General features: G+C 52.5%; 13 protein-coding genes and 1 tRNA gene. 8 read left to right on the forward strand and 6 right to left on the reverse strand.

Annotated elements, in window-relative coordinates; translation table 11 throughout:
- Positions 1–486 precede the first annotated feature (486 nt).
- From pabC to ptsG, 6 genes are all read left to right on the forward strand, one after another.
- Positions 487–1296: an aminodeoxychorismate lyase gene (gene pabC, locus WC7_RS16425; RefSeq protein WP_016152650.1), complete on the forward strand. Its 810-nt coding sequence runs from the start codon at positions 487–489 to the stop codon at positions 1294–1296.
- 1 nt (position 1297) lies between these two features.
- The gene (gene yceG / locus WC7_RS16420; RefSeq protein ID WP_016152651.1) at positions 1298–2320 is read left to right on the forward strand and encodes a cell division protein YceG; all 1023 of its coding nucleotides are present in this window, start codon (positions 1298–1300) and stop codon (positions 2318–2320) included.
- A complete protein-coding gene (gene tmk / locus WC7_RS16415; RefSeq protein ID WP_016152652.1) occupies positions 2310–2951 on the forward strand; it encodes a dTMP kinase in 642 nt (213 codons plus the stop codon). Before yceG ends, tmk begins: the two co-directional genes overlap by 11 nt.
- Positions 2948–3952: a DNA polymerase III subunit delta' gene (holB, locus tag WC7_RS16410; RefSeq protein WP_016152653.1), complete on the forward strand. Its 1005-nt coding sequence runs from the start codon at positions 2948–2950 to the stop codon at positions 3950–3952. The genes tmk and holB overlap by 4 nt, the downstream gene beginning before the upstream one ends.
- 10 nt (positions 3953–3962) lie before the next feature.
- Entirely contained in the window at positions 3963–4760 is a 798-nt protein-coding gene (locus WC7_RS16405) for a metal-dependent hydrolase (RefSeq protein ID WP_016152654.1), read from the forward strand.
- A gap of 293 nt (positions 4761–5053) precedes the next feature.
- Positions 5054–6487, forward strand: a complete 1434-nt coding sequence (gene ptsG, locus WC7_RS16400) for a PTS glucose transporter subunit IIBC (RefSeq protein ID WP_016152655.1) — start codon at positions 5054–5056, stop codon at positions 6485–6487.
- A gap of 55 nt (positions 6488–6542) precedes the next feature.
- On the opposite strand, the gene WC7_RS16395 is transcribed toward ptsG, so the two are convergent.
- From WC7_RS16395 to WC7_RS26935, 5 genes are all read right to left on the reverse strand, one after another.
- Positions 6543–8321, reverse strand: a complete 1779-nt coding sequence (locus WC7_RS16395; protein ID WP_016152656.1) for an aminopeptidase P family protein — start codon at positions 8319–8321, stop codon at positions 6543–6545.
- 15 nt (positions 8322–8336) lie between these two features.
- Positions 8337–9791, reverse strand: coding sequence for an AMP nucleosidase (locus WC7_RS16390; protein WP_016152657.1), 1455 nt, complete (start codon positions 9789–9791; stop codon positions 8337–8339).
- A 118-nt stretch (positions 9792–9909) separates the two neighbouring features.
- Positions 9910–11226, reverse strand: coding sequence for a shikimate transporter (shiA, locus tag WC7_RS16385; protein ID WP_016152658.1), 1317 nt, complete (start codon positions 11224–11226; stop codon positions 9910–9912).
- A 213-nt stretch (positions 11227–11439) separates the two neighbouring features.
- Positions 11440–11515 (reverse strand) — tRNA-Asn (locus WC7_RS16380).
- A gap of 113 nt (positions 11516–11628) precedes the next feature.
- Entirely contained in the window at positions 11629–11781 is a 153-nt protein-coding gene (locus tag WC7_RS26935) for a hypothetical protein (RefSeq protein ID WP_016152659.1), read from the reverse strand.
- Positions 11782–11840: 59 nt separating this feature from the next.
- Here WC7_RS26935 and nac point away from each other — a divergent pair, with 59 nt between their 5' ends.
- Both nac and cbl read left to right on the forward strand, forming a co-directional pair.
- A complete protein-coding gene (gene nac, locus WC7_RS16375; RefSeq protein ID WP_016152660.1) occupies positions 11841–12758 on the forward strand; it encodes a nitrogen assimilation transcriptional regulator NAC in 918 nt (305 codons plus the stop codon).
- 101 nt (positions 12759–12859) lie between these two features.
- A complete protein-coding gene (cbl, locus tag WC7_RS16370; RefSeq protein WP_016152661.1) occupies positions 12860–13810 on the forward strand; it encodes an HTH-type transcriptional regulator Cbl in 951 nt (316 codons plus the stop codon).
- A 209-nt stretch (positions 13811–14019) separates the two neighbouring features.
- Here cbl and WC7_RS16365 read toward each other — a convergent pair whose 3' ends face one another.
- A complete protein-coding gene (locus WC7_RS16365) occupies positions 14020–14556 on the reverse strand; it encodes a 3'-5' exonuclease (protein WP_016152662.1) in 537 nt (178 codons plus the stop codon).
- Positions 14557–14567: the final 11 nt, after the last annotated feature.

Genomic DNA, 14567 nt, shown 5'->3' on the forward strand with positions numbered 1-14567 from the left:
CCTTATATATATAAGCTGTAGCAATGATATATATTATATGGATGAGTTGCTTTCTCGATAATAATATAGTGTGTTGTTTTTGTATTTTCAATTTATTTTTGTATGACGTTATAAATAACAACCAATAGCTGTTGATGCTATATTTCACAGAAATATATATGTGAATTATGAATTTTATTTATTTATTTATTTGTTTTGGGAATTGGATTTGAAACCCTTTGTTTTATAGAAATAAAAAACGTGAGATCTGTTGTTTTATTTAAAATTGTATCAATTTATTTTATGGTTTTTAGTGAATTACGTATAAAATTCTAGGGGGATTCTTAATATTAATAATTCTCGTGATTATATATCATGTTGCTTGCGCGCAAAAAAATCTTTCCTGTGAGGTCAATCACCGGGGGCGATGGGGTCATAACGACATGGCTGCGCTTGCACAAAAGGGTCATGAAAGGCACTCTTGATGGAGAGAAATGAGGAGAAAGCATGTTTGTAATTAACGGCCAGCCTGCTGAAAATCTTGCTGTAACTGATAGGAGCATTCAGTTTGGTGACGGGTGCTTCACCACGGCTCGCGTGGTGAACGGGCGAGTTCAGTTGCTGGAAATGCATCTGCAAAGGCTGCAGAAAACGTGCGACGTACTGATGATCCCTTTTACGGCATGGTCTGATTTGCGCCAGGAGATGCAGACGATTGCCAGGACTGATAATACCGGAGTGGTTAAGGTCATCCTAACCCGCGGAGCCGGATCACGGGGCTACGGCCTGGCGGGATGCCATACCCCTACGCGAATTGTTAGCGGAACCCCTGCTCCGACGCATTATGCCACCTGGCGTCAGCACGGAATAACTCTGTCGCAAAGCTCCGTGCGATTAGGACGAAATCCGTTACTTGCTGGCCTGAAACACCTCAATCGACTGGAGCAGGTGCTGATCCGCGCTCATCTTGAGCAGACAAACGCCGATGAGGCGCTGGTCCTTGACAGCGAAGGGTGGCTTACGGAATGCTGTGCCGCGAATTTATTCTGGCGCCGGGGAATGGATGTGTTTACCCCGTGTCTTGATCAGGCGGGCGTTAACGGTATTATGCGCCAGCACATTATCAGGCAGCTCGCCGCTTCGCCGTATCGGGTGGCGGAAGTTGCCGCTCGCCTTGAGACGCTGGTCGATGCGGACGAAGTTTTAATCTGCAATGCACTGATGCCGATTGTTCCGGTGCAAAAATTTGAGGGCCAACGCTGGCCGTCGCGCGAACTTTACCAATATTTAGCCCCACTGTGTGAGTTGTCTGATTAGCATGAAGAAATTGTTAGGCGTTTTATTATTGTTGCTGGTAGTGATGGGTATCGCTGCCGGGTTCGGCGCGTGGAAAGTTCGCCAACTGGCGAACAGTACGCTACTCATCAAAGAAGAGGCTATTTTTTCCCTGAAGGCAGGCACCGGGCGTCTGGCGCTGGGCGAGCAACTTTATCGCGAAAAAATCATCAATCGTCCGCGTGTGTTCCAGTGGCTGCTGCGTGTGGAACCCGAACTGTCGCATTTTAAAGCCGGAACCTACCGTTTTACGCCCGACATGACAGTCCGGGACATGTTGCAGTTGCTGGAAAGCGGTAAAGAGGCGCAGTTCCCGTTACGTCTGGTTGAAGGGATGCGTTTGAGCGACTACCTCAAACAGCTTCGTGACGCCCCGTACATCAAACATACGCTGAGCGATGATAATTACGAGACCGTTGCTCAGGCGCTGAAGCTGGAGAACCCGCAATGGGTAGAAGGCTGGTTCTGGCCAGATACCTGGATGTATACCGCCAATACAACCGACGTGGCGTTGCTAAAACGCGCGCATCAGAAAATGGTTAAAGCGGTAGACTCCGTCTGGGAAGGGCGCGCTGAAGGCCTGCCTTATCAGGACAAAAATCAGCTGGTAACTATGGCCTCTATTATCGAAAAAGAGACTGCGGTTGCCAGCGAGCGTGACCAGGTGGCCTCCGTCTTTATTAACCGCTTACGGATTGGCATGCGTTTACAGACCGATCCGACGGTGATTTACGGGATGGGGTCACGGTATAATGGCAAGTTGTCGCGTGTGGATTTAGATACCCCGACCGCCTATAACACCTATACCATTACGGGCTTGCCACCTGGCCCGATTGCCATGCCGGGAGAGGCCTCATTGCAGGCCGCGGCGCATCCGGCAAAAACGCCGTACCTCTATTTCGTGGCTGACGGTAAAGGCGGTCACACGTTTAACACCAATCTTGCCAGCCACAACCGGTCCGTGCAGGATTACCTGAAAGTGCTTAAGGAAAAAAATGGGCAGTAACTATATCGTCATCGAGGGCCTGGAAGGCGCCGGAAAAACCACCGCGCGTAACGTGGTGGTAGAGACACTTGAGCAACTCGGTATTCGTAACATGGTTTTTACCCGCGAACCGGGGGGAACTCAGCTCGCTGAGAAACTAAGAAGTCTGGTGCTGGACATTAAGTCGGTGGGTGACGAGGTCATCACTGACAAAGCTGAAGTTCTGATGTTTTACGCCGCGCGCGTACAGCTGGTCGAAACCGTTATTAAACCTGCGCTGGCAAAAGGCGCGTGGGTAATTGGTGACCGTCACGACTTGTCGACCCAGGCGTATCAGGGGGGCGGACGCGGCATCGATCAAAACATGCTGGCAACCCTGCGCGATGCGGTGCTCGGTGATTTTCGCCCGGACCTGACGCTCTATCTGGACGTGACTCCAGAGGTCGGATTGAAGCGTGCCCGTGCGCGCGGCGAGCTGGATCGTATTGAGCAGGAATCTTTCGATTTCTTTAATCGCACCCGCGCGCGCTATCTTGAACTGGCTGCCAAAGATGCCAGCATTCGTACCATCGACGCTACGCAGCCGCTGGAAGCTGTGATGGCTGATATCCGCAATACCATCACCCAGTGGGTGCAGGAGCAGGGCGCATGAAATGGTACCCATGGTTACGACCAGATTTTGAAAAACTGGTAGCCAGCTACCAGGCCGGTCGTGGTCACCATGCGTTACTGATTCAGGCGTTACCCGGAATGGGTGACGACGCGCTGATTTACGCGCTCAGTCGCTATTTAATGTGCCAGCAGCCTGAAGGGCATAAAAGCTGCGGACACTGCCGGGGCTGTCAGTTGATGCAGGCGGGGACGCATCCTGATTACTATTCGCTGCTGCCGGAAAAAGGCAAAAGCACGCTGGGGGTTGATGCTGTACGTGAAGTGAGTGAAAAGCTGTACGAGCATTCACGCCTTGGCGGTGCGAAAGTGGTGTGGATCCCTGATGCCGCCCAGTTAACTGATGCTGCTGCCAATGCTCTGCTAAAAACGCTGGAAGAACCGCCGGCACAAACCTGGTTTTTCCTCGCCAGCACAGAGCCTGCGCGATTGCTGGCGACATTGCGCAGCCGCTGCCGGTTACACCATCTTGCGCCGCCGGCTGAGTCGTACGCAATCTCCTGGCTCGCCCGCGAAGTGACCGCATCTCCAGAAGCTCTGTTGAGCGCATTACGCCTGAGCGCGGGTTCGCCTGGTGCGGCACTCTCGTTGTTACAGGCTGAAAGCTGGGCGCATCGCACAGATTTTTGTGCGGCACTGGCAAACACATTAAACGCAGGTGACTGGTATATCCTGCTCGCGGCGTTAAACCACGATCAGGCCGCCGCCCGTTTACACTGGCTGGCAACGTTGTTGACGGATGCCTTGAAGCGTCCGTATGGGGTTTCCCATTTAACCAATCCTGATGCGCTGGACCTGATATCTTCTATCGCAGAACGGTTATCCGTCGCCCGGATACAGGCGATACTCGGTGACGTTTGTCATTGCCGTCAGCAGTTGCTGAACGTAACAGGCGTAAACCGTGAACTGGTGTTAACCGATCTTATCCTGCGTATTGAGCATTACCTGCAACCAGGCACCGTACTGCCTGTTCCCCATCTTTGAGAGAGACATTATGTTTTTAGTCGACTCACACTGCCATCTTGATGGCCTGGATTATCAATCTCTGCATAAGGACGTGGATGACGTGCTGGCGAAAGCAGCCGCACGCGATGTGAAATTCTGTCTTGCCGTCGCGACCACTCTGCCAGGATACCGCAGTATGCGCGAACTGGTCGGTGAACGTGACAATGTGGTGTTCTCCTGCGGCGTGCATCCGTTAAATCAGGATGAAGTCTATGATGTTGAAGACTTGCGCCGTTTTGCCGCTGAAGAGGGCGTTGTGGCGATGGGGGAAACTGGGCTGGACTATTTCTATACGCCGGAAACAAAGGTGCGCCAGCAGGAATCTTTTATCCATCATATTCAGATTGGCCGTGAGTTACAAAAGCCAGTTATCGTGCATACCCGCGATGCGCGAGCCGATACGCTGTCTATTCTGCGCGAAGAAAAAGTGACGGATTGTGGTGGCGTACTACACTGTTTTACAGAGGACAGAGAAACGGCGGGCAAATTGCTGGACCTCGGATTTTATATCTCGTTTTCCGGCATCGTCACGTTCCGTAACGCAGATCAGCTCCGTGATGCCGCCCGCTATGTTCCTCTGGATCGGTTGCTGGTTGAGACGGATTCTCCCTACCTTGCGCCTGTACCGCATCGTGGAAAAGAGAACCAGCCCGCCATGACCCGTGACGTTGCGGAGTATATGGCCGTAGTGAAAGGTGTTGCCGTTGAAGAACTGGCGCAGGCAACCACTGATAACTTTGCCCGCCTGTTTCACATCGACGCTTCTCGCCTGCAATCCGTTCGTTAACTGACTTTTTTTAAAGCTCGTAATTAATAAGCAAAGCGAGTAAAGTTCACCGCCTCAAAATGGGCGGTGAATAACCGGTTTGACACATTCAGAAACGCATTTTATCGGAATGTGCGGATTTTACGGCCATCCACGACTGAATTGTGATAGCCGTCAAACAAAAACAAACTGAATTATTTTACTCTGTGTAATAAATAAAGGGTACTTAGATGCCCTGTACACGGCGAGGTTCTCCCCCCTCGCTAATGCGTGAGAACGTAGAAAAGCACAAATACTCAGGAGCACTCTCAATTATGTTTAAGAATGCATTTGCTAACCTGCAAAAGGTCGGTAAATCGCTGATGCTGCCGGTATCCGTACTCCCGATTGCAGGTATCCTGCTGGGTGTCGGTTCCGCTAACTTCAGCTGGCTGCCAGCCGTTGTATCGCACGTAATGGCAGAAGCAGGCGGTTCTGTTTTTGCAAACATGCCGCTGATTTTTGCCATCGGTGTCGCGTTAGGCTTCACCAATAACGACGGCGTATCTGCACTGGCATCCGTTGTTGCCTACGGCATTATGGTTAAGACCATGGCTGTTGTTGCGCCGCTGGTTCTGCATTTACCTGCTGAAGAGATCGCAGCTAAACACCTTGCTGATACGGGTGTTCTCGGGGGGATTATCTCCGGTGCGATTGCAGCGTATATGTTCAACCGTTTCTACCGTATCAAATTGCCTGAGTATCTTGGCTTCTTTGCGGGTAAGCGCTTCGTTCCTATCATTTCTGGTCTGGCCGCTATCTTCACCGGTGTGGTTCTGTCCTTCATTTGGCCGCCGATCGGGACTGCTATTCAGACGTTTTCCCAGTGGGCTGCATACCAGAACCCGGTCGTAGCGTTCGGTATCTATGGCTTCATTGAACGCTGCCTGGTGCCGTTTGGTCTGCACCATATCTGGAACGTTCCATTCCAGATGCAGATCGGTGAATACACCAATGCTGCGGGCCAGGTATTCCACGGCGATATCCCTCGCTATATGGCGGGTGACCCGACTGCGGGCAAACTGTCTGGTGGCTTCCTGTTCAAAATGTACGGTCTGCCGGCTGCCGCTATCGCTATCTGGCACTCTGCTAAACCAGAAAACCGCGCGAAAGTGGGCGGTATCATGATCTCCGCGGCGCTGACCTCGTTCCTGACCGGTATTACCGAACCGATCGAGTTCTCGTTCATGTTCGTGGCACCGATCCTGTACATCATCCACGCAATTCTGGCTGGTCTGGCATTCCCGATCTGTATCCTGCTGGGTATGCGTGACGGTACGTCGTTCTCCCACGGTCTGATCGACTTTATCGTTCTGTCCGGTAACAGCAGCAAACTGTGGCTGTTCCCGATTGTCGGTATCGGTTATGCGATTGTTTACTACACCATCTTCCGTGTGCTGATCAAAGCGCTGGACCTGAAAACTCCGGGTCGTGAAGATGCTACCGAAGACACCAAAGCGGGTGCGTCCGGCGAAATGGCTCCGGCCCTGGTTGCGGCATTCGGCGGTAAAGAAAACATCACTAACCTCGATGCGTGCATCACTCGTCTGCGTGTCAGCGTCGCTGACGTTGCCAAAGTGGATCAGGCTGGCCTGAAGAAACTGGGTGCGGCGGGCGTTGTAGTGGCGGGTTCCGGTGTTCAGGCTATCTTCGGTACTAAGTCCGATAACCTGAAAACTGAAATGGATGAGTACATCCGTCACAGCTAAGCAGTAAAAAGTTGGGGAGAATTAAGGCAGCCTGCGGGCTGCCTTTTTTAATGCATTAATTGGCCTGAACGCGAATCGGCGCAGTGGCGGCGAACAACCACGGACGAGCCTCTGCGTTCACGCGTGGGGATAACGTCTCTCTGACCTGCTGGTGGTAATCATCAATCCACTGCTTTTCAGCCTCACTTAGCAGATTCAGTTCAACCAGACTTAAATCAATCGGCACCAGCGTCAGCGTTGAGAAGCGACAGAAGCCAGGACGACTGTTGATAATCTCCACCTGATTCTCAATACGGATCCCATATTCTCCGGCCAGATAATAACCCGGCTCGATGGTAATGATATTGCCCGCAACCAGAGGCCAGGGGTTTACTTTTTTGGCAATGCGATGGGGCTGCTCATGGATCAGGAGCTGATGGCCTACGCCGTGTCCCGTACCGTGATCAAAATCCAGACCCAGATCCCACAGCGCCCGACGGCTAAAGGCATCCAGTTGATGACCCTGAGTGCCGCTGGGAAATTGCAGCGAGATAAGCGACAAAAAGCCTTTCAACACAGCGGTGTAATGCAGACGACGCTGCGGATCCTGTGGACCAAACGCGAGGGTGCGCGTTGTATCCGTCGTACCATTATGGTACTGGCCGCCGGAATCATTCAGATACATGGCCTGAGAGGTAATGGGCGTATTGGTTTTTTCGCTGGAATGGTAATGGCACATTGCGGCATTGCTGGCTGAGGCCGAAATCGTGTTGAAGCTTTGCTCGATAAATCCCGGCTGCTGCTGGCGAAATTCCAGTTGCCTGGCCTGCGCTTCCAGCTCAGTGACCGGATTGCCTGCCGCTTCGCGCAAGGGAACTTCATGCGTAAGCCATGCCAGAAAGTTAACCCAGGCCGCGCCATCTTGTTCATGGCATTCCCGATAGCCCGCCAGTTCAACGTCATTCTTGTGCGCTTTCATCAAGGTGATGGGATCGGGTGCCCATAATACTTCGCCACCGTGTTCTACAATGGCAAAACGCAGCGCGACCGGGGCGTAGTCTTTATCGACCAAAAAGCGTTTCCCTTTGGCCAACTGCTGGCAGCGGGCAAGAAAACTCTCTTGTGGGGCCAGCGTGAGCGTATTCAGCAGTGCAGCAGGGAGCTGCTGGGTTTTGTTGCTATCAACAAACCATTCCAGCTCGCCGCTGCGATGGAGCAGGGCGAACGAAAACGGCACTGGCACCATTGGCAGATCGGAACCGCGCACATTCAGCAGCCAGGCAATGTTATCCGGCAACGTGATCGCCAGAACGTCGGCCTGTTGTTGCGTGAGCAGATCCACGACGCGGGCTCGTTTTTGTGTGCTGCTTTCCCCGCTGATTTCAATGGGCATTTCACGAATGATGCCGCAGGGTGCAGCCGGGCGGTCAAGCCATACCTGGTCGAAAGGATCTTGCTCAAGAGATACCAGCTCGCAATGGGTCGCCGACAGTGCTTCAAACTGGCTGTTGACCATCAGCAACGGTTCAAAGCCGATACGCGCGCCGGCAGCAACGTGAGACTGCAAATAATCGGCCAGCGGTTCGTCATGTAAATGGTGAATTTCAAAATCATCCAGCGAGACTTCATTGCGCACCTGGACCTGATAGCGTCCATCGACAAACATTAATGCGCGGTCGCGCAGGACCAACGCGAGACCAGCGGAGCCGCTAAAACCGGTCAGCCAGGCCAGCTTATTGTCATGCGGTGTACAATCTTCGCTTTGGTGAGCGTCGGCGCGCGGAACAATCATGCCATCCAGCCCTTGCGCTAACAGCAGGTTGCGCAGAGCGGAAAGAGGAGTTGAGTTGTGCATAGTTACCTTCAGGCCTTAACGGAACGGCGGTTCGTTGAACGTACGTAATTTACGGGAGTGCAGTCGATCGCCTTCAGCACGCAGACGATCGATTGCCCGGATACCTATTTGCAGGTGCTCGGAAATGGCACCTTCATAAAAACGGTTGGCCTGACCAGGCAGTTTGATCTCGCCGTGCAGCGGTTTATCGGAAACGCACAGCAGCGTGCCGTAAGGGACGCGGAAGCGGTAGCCCTGGGCGGCGATAGTGGCGCTTTCCATATCAATAGCCACCGCGCGACTGAGGTTAAAACGCAGCGCAGAAGCGGAATAGCGTAACTCCCAGTTGCGATCGTCGGTGGTGACGACGGTACCGGTACGCAGGCGCTGTTTAACCTCTTCGCCGGGCATGCCGCTGACTTCTTTGGTGGCGTCATACAGTGCGCGTTGTACTTCCGCAATGCTCGGAATCGGAATATCCGGTGGTAGTACGGCATCCAGCACATGGTCGTCACGCAGATAAGCGTGGGCCAGAACATAGTCGCCAATCGCCTGACTTTCACGCAGGCCGCCACAGTGTCCAATCATCAGCCAGACGTCAGGGCGCAGGACGGCCAGATGATCGCAAATGGTTTTGGCGTTAGACGGGCCAACGCCGATATTGACCAGCGTGATCCCCTGACCGTCGGCGGTGATCAGATGCCAAGCGGGCATCTGATGTTTCTTCCAGGCGAGATCGGAGATGGCCTCTTCCGGAGCTTCCGTTTCAGCGGTGATCCAGATCCCGCCCGCGCATGACAGCGCGATATAGGGACTGTTCGGATCGAGGATCTGGCTGCAGCCCCAGCGCACGAACTCATCGACATAGCGGGTGTAGTTGGTGAACAGCACAAATGGCTGGAAATGTTCAACCGGCGTTCCCGTGTAGTGACGCAGTCGTGCGAGCGAAAAATCAACTCGTCGGGCGTCGAAGTGCGACAGCGGGGAGAATTCCGCCGGATGATAGGTACCATCGGCTGTTTCATCTCCAATTTGTGACAACTCGGTAGTGGGGAAATGGCGCGTTAATCCGGCGCTCATTGAGCGGTCGAGCGTCAGTTCAGAACCATCAATCACATAGGGATAAGGGATTTCATGCTGCGACGGTTCGACGGAGATATGCGCATCATAATCCTGATACAGCAGCGTGAGTTGTTCTTCAAGATAGGGACGAAAAAGCGACGGACGGGTGATCGTAGTGGTATAGCTGCCCGCATGGGTAAAACGGCCATAGGCACGGGTTTTCGGGGGATTGGTGGCGCTGCCATCCCAGGTGACACAAAGCGATGGGTAAACAAAAAGACCATTATGGCGGGCGATTATGTCAGGGAGCGTCCCTGTTTCAATGTACTTACCAATGGCGCTACGCAGTGCTTTAACCGACTGCTCGTACAGCGCGTCCAGTTTATCCAGTGCCTGAGTTGGGGTCAGGCTGGAGCCCTTATTGTTCATGTCTGTCTCCTTGTTCCACAGATGTACTGCTCTCCCGATAGTATGTCACAGGAATATGAAACAAAAGTCAGACGTTGAGGAAGATTGTGCGAAGGCCGAATGACCTTCGCATCAGGGCTTAACTGTGCAGCTTATCCCGCATCAGCAATGCAGTGGCGGCGGAAATAAGACACCCGGCCATCAGATAAATGGCCACGCTGTGCCAGTCTCCGCCCGAGAATGTTACCAGTGCTGCAGCAATGAAAGGGGTAAAACCACCGCCAACCACACTTGCCACCTGATAGCCAACGCCTGCGCCGCTGTAGCGATAACTTGCGCCAAACAAACCGGTAAACATAGGCTGCTGTACGCAGACCACCATATCGTGCGCAATATTGGCCAACATAATCGCGAAGAACACGATCCAGAAAATAGACTGTGCTTCCAGCGCCATAAAGAACGGGAAGGCGCACAGCGTACCGACCAGTGCACCGGTAATGTACACACGCCGTCGACCAAAGCGGTCGGCAAGCCAGGCAAAGCAGGGGATGGTGAGACAGCTCAGTCCCCCCACTAACAAACCGATATTCAGAAACAGCTCGCGGGGTAGGCCCAGGTTCTGCGTAGAGTAATTAAGGGCAAACGCGGTGACGATATACATCGTCAGCAGTTCACATAAGCGCAAGCCGATAATTTTTAAGAATGCGCCCGGATGACGGATTAAAGCTTCGACCACCGGTAACCGCTTTTTCTCTGGTTGCGCTGTCTGTTGCTGCTGTTCGAATTCGGCTGATTCATCCATTCTGTTACGCATCCACAACGCGCCCAAAACCAGTACGATGCTGAACAGGAACGGAATACGCCAGCCCCAGCTCAGGAACTGCTCATCGGTAGTTTGCGAGCTAATCAGTGATACCAGACCGGTAGAAAGCAGCAGTCCGACGCCGTAACCGACCTGAACGCCACTGCTGTAGAAGGCTTTTTTATTTTTCGGCGCGCTTTCGACCGAGAGCAACGCCGCGCCGCCCCATTCACCACCAACGGCGAATCCCTGAATGGCGCGTAGCGTCACCAGCAGCACAGGGGCCCACCAGCCAATAGTGTCAAAAGAAGGAATAATCCCTATCAGCGCAGTGGCAATCCCCATCATCCAGACGGTGAGCATCAGCATGCGTTTACGGCCAAGGCGATCGCCAAAGTGGCCGAAGATAACCCCGCCTAACGGACGGAACAAAAATCCGACGCCAAAGGTGGCAAATGCGGCTAGTGTTCCCATTGCCGGGCTAACCTGCGGGAAGAACTCGCGATTAAAGACCAGTGCGGCGGTGATGCCATAAAGCAGAAAATCATACCAGTCGACCACAGCGCCAGCGAAGCTACCAAGCGCAGCGCGTCGGGCACGATGAAGCGAAGAGACGTCCTCTTGGGGACCCGCGGAGGTGAGAGTGGAATCCATAGTTATCCTGTCTGTACTGTCTTTTAGTTATTAGTATTTGAATTGGGCTACACACATTGCAGTCGATATATTAACAACCGTTATGAGATTACCGCGACAGACGGGAAGAGAAAACGATTATCTCCCTCACCAGAGGGCTACATGAAAAATAAGATGAATGAAAAACAGAAAAGCAAAAAGCCTGCTTAGTTTCCTAAGCAGGCTTCTTAAATTTGGCTCCTCTGACTGGACTCGAACCAGTGACATACGGATTAACAGTCCGCCGTTCTACCGACTGAACTACAGAGGAATCGTTTGAACGAGGCGCATATTAGCGAGGGCGATGAGGCTTGTCAAAGGGGGAAATACATTTGTGCGTTCGTTTGCTGACAAAATCAGCAAAGCGGCGATCTTTCCGTCTTTTTATGCTTTTGCCCCATTCTGGTGCGCGCCTACCTCTTCCAGGGCAGCCAGAATGAGAGATTCAGGTGTGCAAAAAGTCCATTCTTCACCTTTGATCCTGACTTTACGCGGTTTTAACCGTAAAACACGGCTGCTGGCTAAACTGGCAAGCATCTTGCAATCCTGAATTAATGACTGCCAGCACGGGTTCTGGTATTCCGACAGGAGGCAAAATGAACTTCAGACGACTGAAATATTTCGTGAAAATCGTCGATATAGGTAGCCTGACCCAGGCAGCGGAAGTGTTGCATATCGCGCAACCTGCGCTGAGCCAGCAGGTTGCTACGCTGGAAGGCGAACTGGATCAGCAACTGCTGATTCGCACCAAACGCGGCGTCACACCGACGGATGCGGGGAAAGTGTTGTATGCCCATGCGCGGACGATTTTACGCCAGTGCGAGCAGGCGCAACTTGCGGTCAATAACGTGGGTCAGACCCTGGGGGGACAGGTCTCTATTGGCCTGGCACCGGGGACGGCGGCGTCAGCCATCACTATGCCGTTATTACAGACAGTACGAGCAGAGCTGCCCGATGTGCTGGTCTATTTGCATGAAAACAGTGGGGCGGTGCTGAATGACAAGCTGCTCAGCGGGCATTTAGACATGGCGGTGCTCTACGAGCGCTCACCCGTGGCGGGTATCAGCAGTCAACCGTTGCTTAAAGAGGATTTGTACCTGGTCGGGACGCGTGATTGCCCGGGGCAAAGCGTCGATTTAGCCGCGGTGGCGCAGATGAATCTGTTTTTGCCACGGGATTACAGCGCAGTTCGCCTGCGTGTAGATGAAGCTTTTTCGCTTCGTCGCCTGACGGCCAAAGTGATTGGCGAAATTGAATCTATCGCCACCTTAACGGCTGCCATCGCCAGTGGGATGGGCGTCACAGTGTTGCCTGAGTCGGCGGCCCGTTCATTATGTAATGCCGCTAACGGCTGGATGGCGCGGATAACAACCCCGTCGATGAATCTGCCATTATCGCTGAACGTCTCAGCCAGAGGGAGCTTATCGCCGCAGGCACAGGCCGTGAAGGAGATCCTGTTGTCGCTGGTAAGCCGTCCGGCACTGGAAAACCGCGAGCTACAGCTGGTCAGCTAAACCTTATTCCCTCCAGGAATAAGATGCGGGTTTTTATTATTTGTTATGCCGGGCATCAGACTTTAACAATAGCGTAATGTCTGATGCGCCCGGAGCGAAAAGTGAATTTCCAGCAACTTAAAATAATCCGCGAGGCGGCCCGTCAGGATTACAACCTGACGGAAGTCGCGAATATACTGTACACCTCGCAGTCGGGAGTCAGCCGACATATTCGTGAACTTGAAGATGAACTTGGCATTGAGATTTTTATCCGTCGCGGTAAACGCCTGCTGGGCATGACCGAACCGGGCAAAGCCTTGCTGGTTATTGCCGAGCGTATTCTGAATGAGGCCAGCAACGTTCGCAGACTGGCGGATCTGTTTACCAATGACACGTCCGGTGTACTGACGATTGCCACCACGCATACACAGGCACGCTATAGCCTGCCCGCGGTGATTAAAGCCTTTCGTGAGCTCTTCCCTGAGGTGCGTCTGGAACTGATCCAGGGTACACCGCAGGAGATTGACGTGCTGTTGCAAAACGGTGGGGCAGACATCGGGATTGCCAGCGAGCGACTGAGCAGCGATCCGCTGTTGGTAGCTTTTCCCTGGTTCCGTTGGCACCACAGCCTGCTTGTTCCTCACGATCATCCCTTGGTGAAAACGTCTCCTCTCACACTGGAATCTATCGCCCACTGGCCATTAATTACGTATCGTCAGGGGATTACGGGGCGTTCCCGTATCGATGAGGCATTTGCCCGTAAAGGGTTAGTGCCGGATATTATCCTCAGCGCCCAGGACTCGGATGTAATTAAAACCTATGTCTCGCTGGGGCTGGGAATCGGGCTGGTGGCAGAACAATCCAGTGGAGAGCAGGAGGAGGGGAGCTTAACCCGTCTGGATACCCGGCACTTATTTGATGCAAATACCGTCTGGCTGGGCCTGAAACGCGGGCAACTGCAGCGCAACTATGTCTGGCGATTTATTGAGCTATGCAACGCAGGGTTATCCGTCGATGAAATCAAGCGCCAGGCGATGGAGCCAGATGAAGCCGTGATTGATTATCAGATATAATGCAAAAAGCCTGCTTAGTTTCCTAAGCAGGCTTCTTAAATATGGCTCCTCTGACTGGGAGCGCCGCAGCAATTAACTGGGTGATTTGTAAGCTAAATCTAAAAGTTAGGGTTGTCAAGACCACCAGAATGACCACCTCTCTACTTTGAAACTAACGACATATTTTACGCTCACCCCTCAGCCAATCGTACGCCAATAAACAACACCAACTACGGTGCTGGTATTATAGTCTCTACTCCAAACCAATTTCCAAGAGTTGTCTGCGCCGCAGGTGACAAAGCATGGGTTAAAAGGATCGCAAGACACTTTTGGGGTCTGGAACAAGCGACGTAAAACAAATTTCGGTTTCGTTCAAATGAGTCTTGCTTATCGACTGGAATCGTTTGGGCTACGGCGAATTCCAACATTTCTCCGAAGTTATACTGATTCCACCCACGCCCAACAACAACTAGGACATTCTCAAATTCAGCACCTTTCACACCATGTTTAGTTTCGAATGGAGAAAATCCATCAAGATAACGGCGAAGTGATCTGATCTCCGAATAGGGAATATTTTTCAGCTTTTCCAGTTCTTTTAATCTTCGGGGCATTTCAACATCAGCCGTTCTGTCAAAATGGAGTAACTCCTGCTCAAATTGTTCAACCTTATCTGGAAGTCTTGGCTTCCGTTGAGCACGGATGAACTCAATTACGTCGCCAATTGTACCGGTTTCGCGGAGAGCAAGAAGTTGTACCTCAGGCCACATTTATTCCTGAG

The sequence above is a fragment of the Citrobacter sp. KTE151 genome, from assembly GCF_000398845.1.
Classification (GTDB): Bacteria; Pseudomonadota; Gammaproteobacteria; order Enterobacterales; family Enterobacteriaceae; genus Citrobacter; species Citrobacter braakii.